This is a genomic window from Bradyrhizobium sp. 604_D8_N2_3, from assembly GCF_051810765.1.
Lineage (GTDB): Bacteria > Pseudomonadota > Alphaproteobacteria > Rhizobiales > Xanthobacteraceae > Bradyrhizobium > Bradyrhizobium barranii.
In genome coordinates, this window is the sequence record NZ_JBPWPM010000001.1 from 3,818,120 (window position 1) to 3,837,419 (window position 19,300).

At 60.3% G+C, this 19,300-nt stretch carries 15 protein-coding genes; 9 read left to right on the forward strand and 6 right to left on the reverse strand.

The window, feature by feature from the left end; genetic code table 11:
• Nucleotides 1-738: 738 nt before the first annotated feature.
• Nucleotides 739-1,695, reverse strand: a complete 957-nt coding sequence (locus AB7245_RS17940; protein WP_439034528.1) for an IclR family transcriptional regulator — start codon at nt 1,693-1,695, stop codon at nt 739-741.
• A gap of 25 nt (nt 1,696-1,720) precedes the next feature.
• Nucleotides 1,721-2,635: a dihydrodipicolinate synthase family protein gene (locus AB7245_RS17945; RefSeq protein ID WP_354237466.1), complete on the reverse strand. Its 915-nt coding sequence runs from the start codon at nt 2,633-2,635 to the stop codon at nt 1,721-1,723.
• 232 nt (nt 2,636-2,867) lie between these two features.
• On the opposite strand from AB7245_RS17945, the gene AB7245_RS17950 reads away from it, so the two are divergent.
• The 9 genes from AB7245_RS17950 to AB7245_RS17990 all read left to right on the forward strand — a co-directional run bounded on the left by AB7245_RS17950 (nt 2,868) and on the right by AB7245_RS17990 (nt 13,793).
• Nucleotides 2,868-4,205, forward strand: a complete 1,338-nt coding sequence (locus AB7245_RS17950) for an MFS transporter (RefSeq protein ID WP_354237465.1) — start codon at nt 2,868-2,870, stop codon at nt 4,203-4,205.
• A gap of 72 nt (nt 4,206-4,277) precedes the next feature.
• Nucleotides 4,278-5,435: an ABC transporter substrate-binding protein gene (locus AB7245_RS17955; RefSeq protein ID WP_439034529.1), complete on the forward strand. Its 1,158-nt coding sequence runs from the start codon at nt 4,278-4,280 to the stop codon at nt 5,433-5,435.
• Nucleotides 5,436-5,491: 56 nt separating this feature from the next.
• Nucleotides 5,492-6,373 carry a branched-chain amino acid ABC transporter permease gene (locus AB7245_RS17960; RefSeq protein ID WP_354237463.1) on the forward strand — a complete coding sequence of 294 codons (882 nt, stop codon included), beginning with the start codon at nt 5,492-5,494 and terminating at the stop codon, nt 6,371-6,373.
• A 26-nt stretch (nt 6,374-6,399) separates the two neighbouring features.
• Entirely contained in the window at nt 6,400-7,371 is a 972-nt protein-coding gene (locus AB7245_RS17965) for a branched-chain amino acid ABC transporter permease (protein WP_439035736.1), read from the forward strand.
• A complete protein-coding gene (locus AB7245_RS17970) occupies nt 7,355-8,851 on the forward strand; it encodes an ATP-binding cassette domain-containing protein (RefSeq protein ID WP_354237461.1) in 1,497 nt (498 codons plus the stop codon). Before AB7245_RS17965 ends, AB7245_RS17970 begins: the two co-directional genes overlap by 17 nt.
• An 88-nt stretch (nt 8,852-8,939) precedes the next feature.
• Nucleotides 8,940-9,926, forward strand: coding sequence for a dihydroxyacetone kinase subunit DhaK (locus AB7245_RS17975; RefSeq protein WP_354237460.1), 987 nt, complete (start codon nt 8,940-8,942; stop codon nt 9,924-9,926).
• A gap of 7 nt (nt 9,927-9,933) precedes the next feature.
• Entirely contained in the window at nt 9,934-10,533 is a 600-nt protein-coding gene (locus AB7245_RS17980) for a dihydroxyacetone kinase subunit L (RefSeq protein ID WP_354237837.1), read from the forward strand.
• A 51-nt stretch (nt 10,534-10,584) separates the two neighbouring features.
• Nucleotides 10,585-11,985, forward strand: coding sequence for an FAD-binding oxidoreductase (locus tag AB7245_RS17985; RefSeq protein WP_354237459.1), 1,401 nt, complete (start codon nt 10,585-10,587; stop codon nt 11,983-11,985).
• Nucleotides 11,986-13,415: 1,430 nt separating this feature from the next.
• The gene (locus tag AB7245_RS17990; protein WP_084795188.1) at nt 13,416-13,793 is read left to right on the forward strand and encodes an H-NS histone family protein; all 378 of its coding nucleotides are present in this window, start codon (nt 13,416-13,418) and stop codon (nt 13,791-13,793) included.
• 204 nt (nt 13,794-13,997) lie between these two features.
• Here AB7245_RS17990 and AB7245_RS17995 read toward each other — a convergent pair whose 3' ends face one another.
• From AB7245_RS17995 to AB7245_RS18010, 4 genes are all read right to left on the reverse strand, one after another.
• The gene (locus AB7245_RS17995) at nt 13,998-14,816 is read right to left on the reverse strand and encodes a WecB/TagA/CpsF family glycosyltransferase (RefSeq protein WP_354237458.1); all 819 of its coding nucleotides are present in this window, start codon (nt 14,814-14,816) and stop codon (nt 13,998-14,000) included.
• 162 nt (nt 14,817-14,978) lie between these two features.
• On the reverse strand, nt 14,979-16,115 hold the full coding sequence (locus tag AB7245_RS18000) for a glycosyltransferase family 4 protein (RefSeq protein ID WP_354237457.1): 1,137 nt from the start codon (nt 16,113-16,115) through the stop codon (nt 14,979-14,981).
• 66 nt (nt 16,116-16,181) lie between these two features.
• On the reverse strand, nt 16,182-16,943 hold the full coding sequence (locus tag AB7245_RS18005; protein WP_354237456.1) for a hypothetical protein: 762 nt from the start codon (nt 16,941-16,943) through the stop codon (nt 16,182-16,184).
• Nucleotides 16,944-16,951: 8 nt separating this feature from the next.
• Complete coding sequence (locus AB7245_RS18010) at nt 16,952-19,294, reverse strand: AAA family ATPase (RefSeq protein ID WP_439034530.1); 2,343 nt, start codon at nt 19,292-19,294, stop codon at nt 16,952-16,954.
• Between the last annotated feature and the right edge of the window lie 6 nt (nt 19,295-19,300).

The window sequence follows — 19,300 nt, forward strand, 5'->3', positions numbered from 1 at the left end:
AGTTGTGGAAATTCGGAGAGCTCGCGACTCGTAGACATCTGCCACCAACACAAGATCGCCGTGAGTGCTGCGTACCACCTCTTCCCACTTGTGATCTCCCGCAAAACGTGCCGGCCAAATGTCGACCCGGTTTGCGCGAATTCGCCTTCAATGTGACCCGCGTAAAGGGCGAGCGCTGCGCGAGTGACCTGTACATGGGGTTTTCGTGTGCGTGGTGAGAATCCGAAGGCCAGATTTTCGCTTCCAATTCGGACATAGATGAGCCTAGAAGGAGCAATCTGCGAAAGCCTCGTCGTGCCAGATTTCTCAGTCGATCCAGTCACATGCGGGGTCGATTCTAGATAAAATAGTTCAATAAAATGAATGACTTGCGTTGGAAATTTTCCGTGGCACCCATGATGGACCGGAGCGAGAGTTCAGGTTTTTCAATCGATTAGGAGGTCGTGTGTGCACGACGTGTGCACCGGGAGATCAAGAAAAATCTCATCACAGCTCACGTGATCAGGCCTTCGGTGTGGGTGATGCCGCACCGGGCGCTCGACTGTCCGATGATTTCGGTCGAGGCGCGGATTAGCAGAGGCACCGTTCGCTCCGGTGCGCGCGCGAGGCGAAGGAGGCCGTCGCAAGTGAGCTCAGGGCGAAGGCGATTCAGGCGGGCATTTTCTATCGGTCTCTCGCGCGCGCTGGCTGCATATCGAGCGCTCCTATTTCTACATCCACTATCTCGAGACCGGACAGTTATTCGGCCGGTGTCTTTGTTGCGCGGCTCGCGTGCCTGGCCTCATCAACTGAGCCGCCGTGTTCGTTCGAAAAACCTGTGTCGGGCTTTTGCATGCTTGGCTCATATCCAAGACGTATCGAGAGAAGCTCTGCATGCGTCATCACGGCCCGCGCGAGCTCGGGTACCCGTTCGGGCGTGACGCGCCGGCTCGGGCCGCTCGCGCTGATTGCGGCGAAGACGCGGCCGGCACTGTTACGGATTGGTGCGCCGACGCACCGCAGCTCCGGCTCATGCTCGCAATCGTCTACCGAATATCCGCGCGCTCTGATCGCAGCAAGCTCGGCTTTGAGCCGTTTCGGCTCGACGATCGTCTTCGGCGTGAAGTAGGCCAGCCCGGCGCGGATCACGCGTTCGATCACGGCATCGCTCTGGAAGGCGAGGGCAGCCTTGCCGACGCCGGTTGAATGGCAGGGCGACGCTTCCATTGTGATCACGGTGTTGTGGGGGCGGGCAATCTGGTTGCGGCGGTTGACGAAGACCATCTGGGCGCCATCGAAGATGCACAGATGCACATCCTCGCCGCTGAGCTTGGCGAGCGTGTCAACGAAGGGCGGCGCCTCGCGATAAAGCGGTAGGTTCGTCAGCGCATTGCCGCCGAGCTCGAATAGTTTCAGCCCAAGTCGGTAACGGTCGCGGCTGGCGTCTTGCTCCAGGAAGCCGACGCTGCGCAGGCTGTCGACGATGCGATGGACGGTGGTGCGGGGCAGGTTGGTGCGTCGCGCGATCTCGACGACGCTCAGCTCCGGGTCGCTCGAGGAAAAGGCCTCGAGCACTTCGAGCATCTTGAAGAGCGACTTCACGCTTTGTCGACTGCCGTCAGCGCTCGTCATATCGGGACCTTCCGGGCGATGCGGCCTTATAAAGCGCAAGCCGCGATCCTCACCCGACTTAGACGGAATCGGGCGCGGCGGCAATGCGGCCGCGCCCGTTGTCGAATACTCACTCGGCCGCGGCGAGCCTCACGCCGCCGTCGAGCTCCATCAGCGGCTTGAGAGCTGCTGCGATTGCTTCCTTCTGCCGGCTGGTCGGCGCCGGCATCGGCTGCCGTGGCAGGCCGCTCGGCGAACCCTGGAGGGTGAGGGCGTGCTTAACGCAGGCTGGCAGGTTGTCGCCAACGATGGTGTTCCAGAACCGCAGCAGGCGCTTATGGATCTCGAGGGCGGTGGTGTGGTCACCGCGCTGGACGGCGTTCCACAGTGCGACGCAGGCGCCAGGGACGGCGGCCGGATTGGCCGCGATCGTGCCATGTGCGCCGAGCGCGAATGACGGATAGAGCAGCGCGTCGACCGCGGTCAGCACCACCTTGCCGGTGGGCACGTCGAGTAGCAAATCGGCCATCAGCTTGAGGTCGCCGGCGCTCTGCTTGACGCCAATCACGCCCGGCAGCTCGTTCATGATGCGCAGGAGAAGCGCCGGGCTCAGATAGTTCCACGGCACGACGTTGTAGATGATGACCGGCTGCTTGACCCCTTCCGACAGCGTCTTGAAGTGACCGACAGTCGCATCCTCGTCCGGCTTGAACAGATAATGTACCGGCGTGATCTGGAGCGCGGCGACGTTAACGTGCTCGATGGCGCGGGCGCGCGCAATGGCTTCGCGGGTCGAGTTGGCGATGATGCCGGCGACAAGCGGGACCTTGCCGTTCAGCTCTTCCGCGCAGGCCTCGATCAGTTGGCGGAATTCGTCGGCCGTGAGCGTGTGGCCTTCGCCGGTGCTGCCACCGACGCAGACGCCGTGCACGCCCTTCTCGAGCAGGAACTTCACCTGGCGGCGAAACGCCTTCTCGTCGATGTCGCCATTCTGGTCGAACGGCGTGGTGAGGGGCGGAATGATTCCGGTGATCTTTGCTGGCACGTTATCCTCCTTTTGGTTGTTCGGAATGTGGACAAACGATTACGACAAATGATCGCGCGGCGTCAAGCGGCTCTAGTCATGCAATAGGTTTTTAGGGCTATGAATTAGAATGGATCGCAAGCCGGGCTGAAAAATCCTCTTGACATGTGGGATAAGTCACTGCTCATGATGTCCGCAATACGGACAAAAGTCCGCGCAGGGTGTTTCCCCTGCCGCAGCCGGAGGTAACGTCATGAGCGAAATGGTTGGGTCGATCGGATCCGGCAGGGTCGCGGATCAGCAGTCCGCCGCCGCCAAGGCGCGGCAGTCCAGCGACATCCGCAAGGTTGCGGTGGCGAGCGCCATCGGCAACATGATCGAATATTACGACTTCACGCTCTACGCGACCGCGACCGCGCTCGTGTTCAACAAGATCTTCTTTCCGAGCACTGATCCCCTGGTCGGCTCGCTGCTGGCCTTTGCGACCTTCTTCGTCGGCTATTGCGCACGGCCGCTCGGCGGCGTGCTGTTCGGCCATTTCGGCGATCGCGTCGGCCGCAAGACCGCGCTGCTCCTCACCATCCTGATCATGGGATTGGGTACGTTCCTGATCGGATTCATGCCGACCTATGAGCAGGTCGGCGTACTCGCGCCGATCTGCCTGATCGGACTGCGTCTGCTCCAGGGCATCGGCATCGGCGGCGAGTACGGAGGCGGCATGACGATGACCGTCGAGCATGCGCCCGCAGACCGCCGCGGCTTCTTCTCCTCGCTCGTCCATGTCGGCGTGCCCGCCGGCTTCCTGATCCCGATCGCGCTGCTCGGCCTGCTGTCGACCTCGATGAGCGAGGGCGATTTTCTGGCCTGGGGCTGGCGGATTCCGTTCCTGTTCTCGATCGTGCTTGTCGGCATCGGCATCTTCATCCGTTTCCGCATCTCCGAGACGCCCGCGTTCAAGCGCGTGCTGAACGAGGAGGGTGCCGCCAGCGTGCCGGTGGTCGAAGCCGTGCGTAATCATACAGGCAACATCCTGTTCGGCATCGGCGCCAAGATCGCCGAGAGCGGGCTGTTCAACATCTATGCCGTGTTCGCCATCACCTATTGCAAGACCAAGCTCGGCCTGCCCAGCCAGACCATCCTCAACGGCGTTCTCGTCGGCTGTGCGCTGGAATGCCTGACGCTGCCCTTCTTTGGTGCGCTGTCGGACCGGATCGGCCGGCGCGCGGTCTATGTCGGCGGCATGCTGTTCCAGGCCGCGTTAGCGCTGGTGTTCTTCCAGATGCTCAACACCGGGCATACCGGCATGATCTGGCTCGCCATCGCGCTCGGTCTCGCGCTCGGCCATGGCTCGGTCTACGGTGCACAAGGCGCCTACTTCTCGGAGCTGTTCCCCGCACGCATCCGCTACAGCGGTCTGTCGCTGGTGCAGCAGCTCGGTCCGATCCTCGGCGGCGGCCTGTCGCCGCTGATCGCGACGACGCTGCTGGCCGCATATGGCTCGCCCTCCTGGGTCGCCTTCTACATGGCCGCGATGGCGTTGTTCTCGGCTGCCTGCACCTTCGGTCTCCGCCCGCTTCGCGCGGGCGCCTGAGGCCAATTCCACCTTTCGAAAATCACCCGCCCGATCGAGGCGGGGGCCAACGAAAACATCGGAGGAAGTTCCATGGTGTCTCCCGTGCACGTCTCACGACGCAGTCTGATCAAGGCGATGGCGCTTGCGCCGCTCGCCACGCCGGCCATCCTCGGCCGCGCACAAGCGGCCGATCCCATCCGTATCGGCATCTCCGGCCCGATGACGGGCCAGTTCGCCCAGAACGGCCAGTGGATGAAGAACGGCGTTGCCATTGCGGTGAAGCAGGTCAACGACAAGGGCGGGATCAAGGGCCGCATGATCGAGGTGCGGATCGCCGATGATCTGGGTCCGAATCCGACCGCAGCGGCCAATGCCGTCACCAAGCTCGCGACGCAGGACGAGGTGGTGGCGCTGGTCGGGCCGCACTACACGCCCGGGATTCTGCCGAACGTGCCGTTGCTCGGGAAATACAAGATCCCGGCCCTGACCGGCGCGACCGGTCCGGTCGTCACCCAGCAGGGCAGCCCCTGGGTGTTTCGCGTGCGTCTCAACGACGCGATCGGTGCGGATCTCCTGGTCAAATACGTCACCGAAGATCTGCAATGGAAGAAGATCGGGCTCGGCTACGTCAACACCGCGTTCGGGCAGTCCGGCATAGCCGTGGTCAAGGCGTCCTTGACCAAGCGCAATGTCGAGCCGGTGCTGGTGCAGGCCCATACCGATGCGACCAAGGATTTTACGTCGCAGATCCTGGCCTTCCAGCAGGCCAATGTCGATGGCATCATCGTCTGGACCGACGACCAGCCGGCCGGCCTGATCGCCAAGCAGAGCAAGACGCTCGGCGTGAAATTCGGCATCGCCGGCAACACCGCGTTCTCGCAGCCGATCTTCCTTGGCCTTGCCGGTGAAGGCGCCGACGGCTGCATGGCGATCGGCGAATTCGTCAAGGACAATCCCGACGAGCGCGTGCAGGCCTGGAAGAAGCTCTATGCGGCCGCCTATCACGGCGACGAGCCGGAGCTCTACGCCACGGTCTATCACGATGCGGCCAAGCTGATCATTGCGGCAATGGAGCGCGCCGACACCATCTCGGGCGAAGCGATCCAGCAGGCGCTCACTGGAATCCGCGACTTCCAGGGCATCGTCACCCGCTACGGCTGGACCGACAATGGCGACATGACCCATTCCGGCATCATCACCAAGGTCGCCGGCGGCAAGCCGGAGATCGTCAAGGTCATCACCAGCTGACGTGCCTGTCGCGCCGCCGGACATCCGGCGGCCGACACCCGCGATGGGATCATGCGATGTTGCAGACGTTCATTCAAATCGTGCTGGTGGGATTGGCGGTCGGCGCCGCCTATGCGCTGGTGGCGCTCGGCTACACGCTGATCTGGAACGCGGTCTCCCTGGTCAATTTCGCGCAAGGCGACCTCGTGATGCTGGGTGCGTTCGTCTCGGTCGGCTGGCTCGCCAACCGTCTCGGCATGCCGCTCTGGCTCAACCTCGTGACGATGCTGGTGATCCTAGGCCTGTTCGGCGCCGGGCTCGCCTGGGGCATCTACCATCCCTTGCGCAACGCGCCGCAATTGTCGGCGATCGTGGCGACGCTCGGCCTGTCCATGGCGCTGCAGAACATCGCCGTGATCGTCTGGGGGCCGCAGCCGCTCAATTTCGCAGGTCCCCTCGGCACGACCTCTGTGCACCTGTTCGGCGCGACGATCTACGCGCAATATCTCGTCATCTTGGCCGCGCTCGCGGCGATGATGGCGATCCAGCACGTGTTGTTCCAGCACACCGCGCTCGGCCGCGCGATGCGCGCCACCGCGCAGGACGCCGAAGCTGCGCGGCTGATGGGCATTCCCACCGCGCGCATCATCGCCTTCATCTTCGCCTATGCCACCATGCTTGCGGCACTCGCAGGCTGGCTGATCGCACCGCTCTCTTATGTCTCGTCCGACATGGGCGTGAACCTGTCGCTCCGTGCCTTCGCCGCGACCATTTTGGGCGGCTTCGGCTCGATCCCCGGCGCACTGGTCGGCGGTCTGGCTTTCGGCGTGATCGAGTCGGCTGGATCCTTCTACATCTCGTCGGAATATATCGACGTCATCGCGTTCGGCGTGCTGATCGCGGTGCTGATGTTCCGCCCGCAGGGCCTCTTTGGCGAACTCGAACTGGAGCGTCCATGATGTCGGCCGAGGCAAACTCATTGACCATGCGTACGCTCGCCGTCCTGGTGATCGCGACCGCGATCCTCTGCGGCCTGCTGCTGCCGCGGTTCCTGTCGGTCTACTATCTCCAGGTCGCCGACGTGACCCTGATCAACATCCTGCTGGTGCTCGGGCTCAACTTCATTCTCGGCTTCGGTGGCCAGATGTCGCTGGCGCAATGCGCCTTCTTCGGCATCGGCGCTTACGCCTTCACACTGCTCCAGGCCGCCGGCATGCCGGTGCCTGTTGCCGCGATCGGCGCGATCGCGCTCTCCGCCGCGGTCGGGATGGCGCTTGGCTGGCCGACCCTGCGCCTGAAGGGCCACTACCTCGCGCTCTGCACACTCGCCTTCGCGCTGATCGTCGAACGGCTGCTGGTGAACTGGGAAGGCCTCACCAACGGCGCCAACGGCATCACCGCGATCCCCGGCATCGGGCTTGCCGGCGAGAACGACAAGATGCTGTGGGTGCTGCTCGCCGTGGTCGCCATCGCCTATCTGCTCCAGGTCTGGATCGCCAACGGTCCGCTCGGCCTGCGCATCCGCGCGCTGCGCGACGATCCGCTCGCGGCGCAGGCGGTCGGTGTCGATATCTCGCGGCTCAAGATCATGCTGTTCGTGATCTCGGCGGCCTATGGCGGGCTCGCCGGCATCTGTTACGTGCTGCTGCGCGGCTATATCAGCCCCGACGTCTTCTCCTGGCAGTCGACCTTCTCCTACCTCGCCATGGCCGTGGTCGGCGGCCTCGGCAGCCCGCTCGGCGCTGTACTTGGCGCGATCCTCTACACCTTCGTGCCGGAGCTGCTGCGTTTCATGCAGGAATATTACTTCGCCGTGTTCGGCGTGATGGTGATCCTCGTGATCACGTTCCTCCCCGCTGGGCTTTCCGGACTGGTCCTTTCTGCCTTCCGCAGCCTTCGCCGGCGCGAGAAATCCTATGCTCGATCGGATGTGACGCATCATGAACGCGCTGCTTGAACTCACTGAGGTCACCAAACGCTTCGGCGGCCTGACCGCGCTCGAAGACATCTCACTTTCGGTCACGCAAGGGACGATCCACGCCGTCATCGGGCCCAATGGCTCCGGCAAGACCACGCTGTTCAACATCATCAGCGGCATTTATATACCAACCGAAGGCGAGGTCCGCTTCGAAGGTGCTGTGGTGACATCGAAGCCGCTGCATCAGCTCGCGGCGATGGGGCTCGCGCGCACGTTCCAGAACACCCGCCTGTTCGCCTCGATGACCGTGCGCCAGAACGTGCTTGCCGCGCGGCACGGCCGGTCGCATCCCTGGCGCTTCGACCGGGAGAACGCATGCCGGGTCGAAGAGATCATCCAGTTCGTCGGCCTGGCCGATGTTGCCGACACCAGTGCGGCGTCATTGCCGCAGGGGCAGCGGCGGCTGCTCGAGATCGCTAAGGCGCTGGCGCTGGAGCCGCGCCTGGTTCTGCTCGACGAGCCGCATGGCGGCCTCAACCACGCCGAGACGGCGCGGCTGATCGAGGTGATCCGCCAGATGCATGCGCGCGGGATGACCATCCTGCTGATCGAGCACGAGATGGAGGTGGTGATGACGCTCGCCGACCGCATCACCGTGCTCAATTTCGGCAAGGTTCTGGCCGAGGGATCGCCGGCGGAGATCCAGAGCAACGACGCCGTGATCGAGGCCTATCTCGGCCGCGCCGACCGTGAGGCGGAGCTGCATACGCAAGTCGGCCGTGCCGCCGAGGGCACCGGCGCGCCGCTGCTCGAAGTTGCCGATCTCACCGTCCGCTACGGTGACATCGAAGCCGTTCGCAAAGTCTCGCTCAACGTCGGCACCGGCGAGTTCGTGGCGCTGCTCGGCAACAACGGCGCCGGCAAGTCCTCGACGTTGAAGGCGATCGCGCGTCTTGCGCAGGCGTCCGGTTCGGTGCGTTTTGCCGGCCATGAATTGACGAAGGAGCCGACCGAGCGCCTCGTCGGTATGGGCCTCGCGCTCGTGCCCGAACGCCGCCGCCTGTTCGGTGGCCTAACCGTGATCGAGAATCTCAAGATCGGCGCCTATGGCCGGCCGCATTCCGAATTGGCTCGGCTGATCGAGGAAATGCTGGAGCTGTTCCCCAACCTGAGGCGTCTGTCGGCATCGCTCGCCTTCTCGCTCTCCGGCGGCGAGCAACAGATGCTGGCGATCGCACGCGCGTTGATGAGCCGTCCGCGTTTGTTGCTTCTCGACGAACCGTCGCTGGGCCTGGCTCCGCTGCTGGTTGAGCAGGTCTTCGGCAAGCTGGTCGAGGTCAACCGGCAGGGAACGGCGATCCTGCTGGTGGAGCAGAACGCGCGCATGGCGCTGTCGGTCGCGCATCGCGGCTACGTGCTGAGCTCGGGCCGTATCGTCGCCGAGGGCAGCGCGGCCGAGGTCGCGTGCGATCCGCGCCTGACGGGCGCCTATCTCGGCCACGGCGAGGCCGCCGAATAACTGGACCGCATTCAGTGCTCACGATCGCAAGAGAGGTCGCGGGCAGGCACGGCATCGTCGTGCCGATATTCGTCTCAGGAGTTGTGCAATGAAGAAACTAATGAATTCGCCCGACGCCTTCGTCGACGAGATGCTTGCGGGCCTTGTCGCCGCCCATCCGTCACTGGTGCAGGAGGGGCGCGTCATTCGCCGTTCCGGTGGGGCGAAAAAAGGCAGGGTCGGCATCGTCTCCGGTGGCGGTTCCGGTCATTTGCCGCTGTTCACCGGCTATGTCGGCGACGGCCTGCTCGATACCTGCGCCATCGGCGACGTGTTCGCAGGTCCCTCCGTCGATTCCTGCATCCAGGCGATCCGCGCCGCCGACGGCGGCTGCGGCGTGCTGCGGCTCTACGGCAATTATGGCGGCGACCGCATGAATTTCGACCTCGCCGGCGAGATGGTCGAGATGGACGGCATCGAGAGCGCGACCGTGCGTGGCACCGACGACATCGCCTCGGCCGCGCCGAAGGATGGCGCCAAGCGTCGCGGCGTCGCCGGCATCATCTATGCCTACAAGATCGCGGGTGCGAAGGCCGACACCGGCGCGGGTCTCGCGGACGTGACGGCCACCGCGCAAGCCGCTGTCGATGCCTGCCGCACCATCGGCGTCGCGCTCTCGCCCTGCCAGATCCCCGGCGCGGCGAAGCCGACCTTCGAGCTGGGCGCCGACGAGATCGAGATGGGCATGGGTATCCATGGCGAGCCCGGCATCTGGCGTGACAAGCTGCGGCCGGCGGACGAGATCGCCGACGAGATGGTGCGGCGCCTGCTGGCCGACCCCGTCGCTCACAAATCGGAGCGCGTGTCCGTGCTGGTGAACAGCCTCGGCACGACGCCGCTGGAGGAATTGTTCATCATCTATCGCCGCGTCGCCGCGCTTCTGAAGAAGGAAGGTCTGACCATCATGCGTCCGCTGGTCGGGCATTACGTCACCTCGATGGAGATGGCGGGCCTGTCGATCAGCATGATCCACCTCGACGCCGAGCGCGAAAAGCTTCTGGGCGCGCCCTGCGCCTGCCCGTTCTGGAGGGTGTGACGTGGCGATGACGGCGAATACACTGCGCCACGCGGCGATCCGCGCAAAGGAGGCGGCCGCGCTTGCGCAAGATGACCTCAACGCCGCCGACGGCAAGATCGGTGACGGCGACACCGGCGTGATGCTGCGCCGGCTGTTCGAGGCCGTTGCCGCCGCCATTCCTGATCAGGAGGCGGATATCAGCAACGTCTTCCAGGCCTGCGCCAAGGCCTGTGCCAGCGGCACTGGGTCCAGCCTCGGAACACTGGTGACGGTCGCGATGATGACGCTTGCGAAGGCGACCAAGGGACGCGGCGAGATCGGCTGGGATGAGCTTGGTGGCCTCCTCGCATCCGTCCGCGATCAGATGATGGCGCGCGGCGGGGCGAAGCTAGGCGACAAGACCGTGGTCGACATGATCGACGCGGTCGCAATTGCGCTCGACGCGTGCAAGACTCGCGATGAGGCCTCTCAAGCCGCACAGAATGCCGCCCGCGAAACGCTCGCGACATTCCGCGACCGGCCTAACAAGCTCGGCCGCGCCCGCATGTTCGGCGAGCGCACCGTCGGGCTCGATGATCCCGGCATGCTCGCCTTTTCCCGTCTGCTGACCGCCGTCGCGGCTTGAATCGCGCGCCACCGTCGTGCAAACGGGGGCAGGGAGAAAAAGGAGGCCGACATGAACGCCCATGCCCTGCCGCGCCCGGCGCCCGCGATCATTGCTGAGGTCAGGACGCGGCTCGTCGAGCGTCTTGGTGCGCGGGTCACGGTCACTCAATCGGTGCTCGACCAGCACAGCCATGGCGAGGGCCTGCCGGCAGTTGGGGTGCCCGATCTCGTGGTCTTCCCAGAAACCAACGAGGAGGTCGCGTTCGTCCTCGCGCTCTGCAACGAACGTCGCGTTCCCGTGACGCCGTTTGGCGCGGGGTCCTCGCTCGAAGGCCAGCTTGCCGCGCTTGCCGGCGGTGTGTCTTTGGATATGGGCCGCTTCGATAAGATCCTCGACGTCTCGCCGGACTCCCTCGATTGCCGGGTCCAGGCCGGAGTTACGCGCGAAGCCCTCAACGCACACATTCGCGACGCCGGCCTGTTCTTTCCGGTCGATCCCGGCGCCAACGCCTCGATCGGCGGCATGGCCTCGACGCGGGCATCCGGCACCAATGCGGTGCGCTACGGCACCATGCGCGAGAACATTCTCGGCCTCACCGTCGTCACGCCCGACGGCCGCATCGTGCGCACCGGCAGCCGGGCGCGAAAATCCTCCGCCGGCCTCGATCTCACTCACCTCTATGTCGGCAGCGAAGGCACGCTCGGCGTCATCACCGAAATCCAGCTCAAGCTCTACGGCCTGCCGGAGACGATCGTCGCCGCGGTTTGTCAGTTCGCCTCGCTAGAGGGAGCGGTTGGGGCGGTCGTGGCGGCGCTTCAGTCCAATCTTAAGATGGCGCGCATCGAGCTGCTCGACGAGGTGCAGATGCGCGCGGCGATCCGCTATTCGAAGCTCGACTATGTCGAGACGCCGACGTTGTTCCTCGAATTCCACGGTACGCCGGCCGGCGTGCGGGAGGAGGTCGAGATGATGCAGGCGATCACCGTGGATCACGGTGGCGGCGAATTCCAGTTCGCCGAGCGCGCCGAGGATCGCAATCGCCTCTGGAAGGCGCGCCACAATTCCTATCAGGCGGTGATGGCGCTGAGCCCCGGCAAGAACAACATGGGCACCGACGCCTGCGTGCCGATCTCGGCGCTGCCGGCCTGCCTGCTCGAGACCAAGGCGGATATCGTCGCCTCCGGTCTGACCGCGCCGATCGTCGGCCATGTCGGTGACGGCAATTTTCATCTCGGCATTCTGTTCGATCCCAACGATGCCGATGAGACCGAACGTGCCGAAGCGCTCGCATTCCGCACCGCGCGGCGAGCGATCGGGATGGGTGGCACCTGCTCCGGCGAGCACGGCGTCGGGTTGCACAAGATCGTCCACATGGAGATCGAACACGGTGAGGGCGTGGCGCTGATGAAGGCGATCAAAGGCGCCCTCGATCCCAGCGGGATTATGAATCCCGGCAAGCTCTATCCTTAAGCCACAGTCTTCGGAGCTGGGAGAGGACCGATTTGGCTATCCCAATGCCAGACCCTGATAAGGCTCGAAACGTGACCTCGTGGGGAGGGTAACGTCAACGGAAGTGCAGCCGACCGCAGGAAAGCTGAGACGAATAATCCAGGACAGCGTTTGCTGAAGGTAGCGCGCTGGATAGGTGAACAGCTTCGTGTAGCTGCTCTCCTCTCTAATCCTCGTCGAAATAGATATCTTCAGGAAGATTAAACGCGACGTATACGACGAAAGCGGCTGCAACGAAGACCAGTAAGGTGAGCGACAAGCCAATAAACAGCCACACGATTCTGAGGTTCTCAAATGAGCGAATGCAATTAAATGGAGTATAGGCGTGCCATGCGGTTGGGGTAGCCGGACTTAAGCCTCGGCTCCCCTGCTTGGCGCAGCGTTCTTCCGGGTAGCTCTCAATTTAATGCAGCGCTTGTAAGATTTTGATTCCCGTGTTTTTACGGTAATCATCTGCTGGCACGCTAGCGTGATACACGGCTGCTTGGCCGTTTTACGCGTCTTGAAGGGCCCCGATTTGGCTTCTGAAGAACGTTGCGCCTCAATTGAGAAGATTGCCTGAGTTTATTCGCTTCCGCTTCACCGACCCTCCTTCGCAAATCGACCAACTCTCGAAATTGTTGAGCTAAATCAATGTGTTCCATGCGATTCCAAACCGTTTTCTTTTCTTCTGATAGCTGGCTGTAAAGCCGAGCCAAATATGCAGTTGCGTGCTTTGCCAATGTTGAAGTAGAGGTGGCAATTGTCTCCCACCGACCGATAATATATTCGAGCGGCAACGCAATTAAATCCATACGTTAAGCTAATAAGTCAACCTTACCCCGAGCCGACAGCCACCTCTCGCCTGAGGAGCATGGTACCGTTCAATTGGCGCTCGCAAGATAGACCGCCGTTCTTTGGGTCGTCGCAGATATTTGCCGAAGTTATGTCGTCTCAGCAGCGGAACGCCAACCGTTGTAGACCTGCGAGAACGGGGTACTCCAAAGAAGTGGTATCGATCCATTTAATTGTTGTCGCCGGGATACTTTAAATAGACTATTGCTGTAGCGAAAAATCCGGAAATCCGAATGCGGTTGTGCCGGCAACTCCCGCGCTACATTGGGTGCCAACTGATTGCGCAAGGTTTAATCAGGGCGCGGGGACATTTTAGGCAGCAAGAGCATTCGCCCAAGCGATCGGATCAATTCAAGGAAGAGACTTTACCAATTTATTTCCGAACGGCAGAGTATTTCCAATTCGCGCATGCGCAATATTGCCCGAATCGCCTGCTGTTTACATAAGGTGGACGGGCAGTAGAAACGCTGCAACTTCTGGTGCGTTGCCGGAATAGATCGAACCACTATTACGGGATTTGGTGGAACGAGGTTTGTTTCATCAATTGTGAGCGAAAAATGCGGCCAAGCACGTTCGATTTGAAATCACTATCTATCGACGAACTCTGGAAACTTCACGAGGAAGTTTGCAGTATTTTGTCTGACCGGATCTTGCTTGAAAAGCAGGGGTTAGAAGAGCGTCTCGCGAAGCTCAGTGGCGGCGCCCAGATCGAAAAGCCTAGGATCTCAGGCAGGCCGCTGAAGGCCAACGATCGCCGGAAGTATCCGCCGGTGCTTCCCAAGTACCAAAATCCCAACGACCCATCCGAGACGTGGTCCGGTCGCGGTAAGCAACCAAAGTGGCTGGTTCCTCATCTCAAGGCAGGTCGGAAGTTGGTTGATTTTCTAATCAGCACAAACAAGCGCAATGCAACTGGGCGTCGTAAATCCGCTTGACGATTTGGATCTGCGGTTGACGCAGAGCGCTGTGCGAGTTTCGACGTAGGCCATGGGCTCTCAATGGTCAGCGCGAGTGTACGTCTGTCGGGCTGCTGTAGCCTGTAAGTTGCCCCAGGTGCTATCGAGCCGGCTACGAGCGATCCTTAGAAAAAGCATTGGCTTGCTGTGCATGGCGCGATCGTGGTCCCCGATCTTTCCTGACTACCATCGCCTTCTGATTATCTCGTGCGCCGCCAACACCACGAATATGGGCGCCATTACCAGGTATCTTTTCCAAAGCCTCTTTGGCTCGGTGAAAAGGCGATAGGCCCACTCCAGCCCACTCCGTTGCATCCAAGATGGCGCCCGCCGAACCAGATTGGCGTGGAAATCAAACGCTGCACCAACGCCGAGCATAGTTGCGCCACCGCATCGCCCCTTGTTTTGGCCCATCCAGATCTCTTGCTTTGGCGTTCCAAGTCCTACCCAGACGAAGTCAGGCGCAGCAGCTCGGATTTTCGCGCAAGCGATCTCATCCTCCTCAGGGGTGAGAGGCCGGAAAGGTGGACATTGCGTTCCTGCAATCTTTAGGTTGGGGTATTTCTTGACGAGTGCTTCAGCAAGGAGATCTGCGACGCCCTCGGCGCCTCCGTAGAAATAGTGACGCCAGCCTCGCGACAATCCGTGCTGGCAGACCGCGGGCAGCACATCCGGGCCGCAGACGCGATACACTGGACCATCTCCCGCCGCTCGAAGGGCCCAAACCAACGGCATTCCATCAGGTGCAACAATATCGGCGGTTTGGTGAGCAAGATCCAACTGAGCATTGTTGCGCGCAGCGATGATGCCGTGCACATCGCGAAAGACCACATATCGGTCCTGCGAGTCCAGGGTCCATGTCTCAAAAGCAGCGAGGAGTTGGTCCAGACTGATTGTCGAGACGGGAGTGCCTACCAGCAATGCCTGAGATAGTGGTACGCAATTCGCCGCTGACACATCAACATTAATATTCACGAAAACACCCAAGATATAAATCTGCAATTTATATATCTGATTTAATGCATATTTAATGAGGAAGATAAATAGACTTTAGATGCGTGGTTTGATTTGCTTGGATTTAACGCCAAAGGGGAGGGCGGCCTTGCTGAGCAATCTAAAATTGTGCAGTCCGCCGGTTGACCACTATTCTCGGTGTTGTTGCGGTCACATGGACTTGCGAATAAAGGACGCTTTCCGCCAGACGGCGGTTAGTTTCTCGACGTAGGAGTTGATTTCGTATCGTTGAGCTTGATCTTCGCGAGCGGTGCTTCCCAATCGCAACCGTAGCTCGGGATCTTCGATCAATCGTTCGATCGCTCTGCTCAAGGCCGACACATCACCCGCCGGCACCAGGAAGCCGTTTCGTTCAGGGGCAATGACTTCCGGAATTGCGCCAACGGGGGTAGATATCACGGGCACGCCGTGGGCGAATGCTTCCAATATCACCATGGGGAGGTTTTCGGCGTACGAGGGGAGCGCCAGGATATCGGTTTTGCAAAGAAGATCGTCGGCTTGCTCAGAGTTCAACCAGCCCGGAATAAGCACCCTGCCGACGAGACCGTGTTTCGCTACAGCCCTGCGGCTTTCTTCAACGGATCCGTCGCCTGCAATCGTTGCCGTCCAGTCCTGTCTCTGCGACAACATCTGCAATGCAGCTATCAGCTGCGGGGTACCTTTGCGCTCGCCTAGTTGCCCCAAGCACGTGATTCTTATCCGGGAATCAGGGGCTTGAAGTTGCGGTTTCGAACTTAGCTTCGTGGCATTGGGCAGAACTGTGATCTTGTCGCGAACCTGAGGTACACGCATCAGAACGGCGTGAGCCCAATACTCGCCCAGTACGACGATCTGCACACTCTTCAGAAAGAGAAGGTCAACGGCTCTCGCCAACCTGGTTGGGGCAACCGCCAGAAATTCGTCAAATCCAGATCCGTGCAAGTGGACCACGTAGGGAACCCTCAAGAGACGAGCTGCTGCCCCCATAACCGTCTTTCGATAGCTACTTCCCCAGTTCGATAGGTGTATGTGCAGCACGTCAATTCGTCGAAAGAGGACCAGCCACGCGAATTTCAACAGAGCAATGGCGAAAACAAATTGAGCCACAATGAGTCCGCGCTGACCTCGCGTGACTAGGCGACTTGCCTCAACGTTCAAGTGCGGTTGTTGCTGCTCAATGGTCTCAAATATGCTGTCGTTTAAGCGATCGATACCACCGCGCCCATCGAGACCAAGCGGCGTGGCAACAGCGACGCGAAGTCGTCCTTCAATCAGGTGCAAACTACGTCCTTCGCCGCTGCGGAGCATTGAATCATCTTGGGTCGAGGGCGAAATCAAATTGGTCTCCGCATGTCAAATCGATCCGCGTGAGGTTCAAGGATGCCGTCGGTCGGATACGCCCGGCACAATGACTTCGGAGCCCCGATTGCGAAGTGCATCCGCGAAGATTTCGCGGTTGCGTATCGGAACTTCGGTTAGCAGTGGCAATATCTGATCGCGAACGCGCCACGCTGGACCGGTGAATATCTCAACGGCTTCCATGTAGAGACCGGTATTCAAAATCTGAATAAATTCTCTGATCGCCGTCCTCGCCAACGCGGGATCCAACGCCTCGAAAACGGAAAATGCGATATGATTGCGCTTCAGCGCAATCCATCCTTCACTAGGACCAAGCTCGTAAGACAGACGCAGGTACTGGAGGTTTTCGGACTTGAACCCAATCTGGTTGTTGCTCAGCCAAAAGAGTGCGAGCCATGAGAATGGGTCGGCCGGCGAGCAGGACAGTGTGGTGACGAGGGCACTCCGCAGCGCATCGAACTCCTGATCGATGGTCTCGGGCTTGCCTACCGAGAGCGTCTGCTCGGCAATCCTCAGTCGAATGATTGCTGCGCTTCTCGTGGCGGAAGCTCTGCAGAACGGCGACTGCTCGATCGCATCAAGGTCCGACTTGAGCTGTGAAAGGATTTCGGGCCGAAACGCGCGACCAGAAATTATTCCGCGCGCGACCGATTCATCGAAGCCTTGATTCCAAAACAGCGGGAGCGCCCAACATCCCCAAAGTATCGCGATCAGGGCAAAGCCGCCAACAAAGGCGCGCACAAGCAATGACACTTGTGTTCTAGACAGTTCGAGCATTCAAATCTTTATCGTGCAGTGGAAACTGACGAGGCCGGCCTCTCGCCGTAATAGACATTCCCGTATCCCGAATAGAGTTGCAGCACTTTAGCGTCAGCCTGCGTCAACACTACTCCGAGCATGTTATCTTGAATCGTAGGCGCCGACCTGAGCGCTTGGGTGACGACATCAAATTTCGTATGCGCCCACTTAATCGCAAGAACATAGGCATCCATGAGTTGTGTGGTCGCACGTATATCGACGATCGGCGCAAGCGGCGAAAGATCGACCACAACGTAATCGTAGTTCTTGCGGAGGACGTCGAAGAATTGCCTGGCTTCACTCGAATTCAGAAGCTCATTGGGATGCACTTCATTGTCCCAGCTGACAGCGCCCGGCAGAAAAGACATATTCGTCTTCGAATCCCGCCACAGAAGCTCGGAAAGCGGCTTTCTGCCCATTATCCCATCGATGATCCCAAATTCGGCTGCCGGAGCGATGCGGTTGGAGAGCGCACTGTTTCGCAAATCGCAGTCAACCAATAAGACCTTTGCTCCGGTTTGGGCGATGAGCTGTGCGAGCGACGCCGACAACGTCGATTTGCCTTCGTTAGGAATCGCCGAGGTTATTCCGATAACTTTGGAGGATTTCGCATCCCAACTTACATCAATAGCCAGCTTAATTGCGCGGACCGCTTCCGAGAACTGCGAGAATGGATTGTTCGAAGCGGTCCAAATCAAGCCTCGATTTCTCGTGATTGTTCGGTTGGCGCGATCGCTTGTTCCCACCCGATTATCCAAAGTATCGCGAGGGGTCTTTCCGGCGCTGATCTTTGGAACGAGTGAAATACATGTGGCGTTGAGTTCCGCCTCGACTTGTTCGGCGGTTCGGAACACCCGATCCGAAAGATCGCGCAAGATCGCCAGGCCAAGTCCTAGAATCAGTCCTCCGATTCCGGAGAGACCGAGCGCTAGCGCTGGCTTTGGATCGCTTTTCTGCGTCGGAGGTGCTGCCTGAGAGATTACGCGCGCTTCACTGATTGGAAAGGATTGCTGCTGAATTGATTCCATGTAGCGCTGCAGAAAGTTGTCATAGAGAGTTCGGTAGGTTTGGGAAGCGCTCTCTAGCTCTTTCAATGACACCTGGGCCTGGTTCGTCGCCTTCGATTGGCTGACCGCATTCTCCAACTCACGTTGAACGCCGACCTCGCGTTGCTTGGCGATTTCAAAGTCACTTTTGTAGGTTTCGGCGAGGCGCTGAAGTTCGTTGAGAATTGAGTTCTGAATCTCAGCCATTTGACTTCGAAGGTTGACGGCTGCCTCGTGACCCGTTCCGTACCGGCGTGCCCAATCCGCTTCGCGATTTGCGATGTCCAGGTACTGCGAACGCAGCTTTGTCACCACTTCGCTCTTGAGGGCGTCTGCTACCGTTGAGTTGACCGTTGAATTGGGAGAGTCGGCTCGCAATACCGCTTCGATCCGATCAAGCCGGGCCTTGGCTTCCGAGGTTTGCGCCCGCGCGACCACGACCTGACTGTTGAGTTCGGATACCTGTTGCTCTGTGACGAGCCGCCCGCCGGAGCCACCGGTGTTTACGATGTTGTTCTTTGCCTTGAAGTCGACAACCGCACGCTCCGCCAAGGTTGCCTGATTTCGTAGTTCACCGATGCGGTCCTGCAGCCAGGCACTTGCCCGTCGGGTTGCTTGGTCCTTCGCCTCCAACTGGTCGACGATATAGGCTTCGGCTACGGCGTTGGCGATCTCCGCAGCGCGATCGCGACTCAGCGACTTGAAGCTGATCTCAATCACATATGACAGGCCAATCCGCTTAATGGTGAGTTGAGACTGAAAGGTCCGGATCGCCGACCGCGTAAGCTCAAAGTTTGAGGCGGTGTCCCTTGAGCCGAGCACGGCGGACACCAAACCAAAAGCCGAGGAAAAAAGTCCGGATCGTGATCCGGAAAATTCCGGATCCTCGATCAAATGAAGTGTTTTAATTACGGAGAGAGCTACCTTTTCCGACTTCAATATTTCTATTTGGCTCTCCACTGACGCCGAGTCGATCGGGATGTCTCCCAGAATGGACTGCTGTTGAAAGAGCTGAACCTTGCGGGTGTCTATGATCAGGGTGGTCTGGGCTGTGAAACGAGGGGGCGCAGTCACCACGTACACGAGGCCGAGAGCAAGGATCGAGAGCGCTGTGATCAATATGATCAAGTACTGGCGTTGCAAGAATCCAACAAGGCGATTGAGGCCTTCTGCCGCCGATTCGGGCGGTCGCGGCAACTCAAAATCGACCCGTGATTTTTCAGAATATAGCATGGGGACTTTCGGATGATCGACGTGTTGCGTCAAGGCGCGCCGGCGTTCCAATGGGAA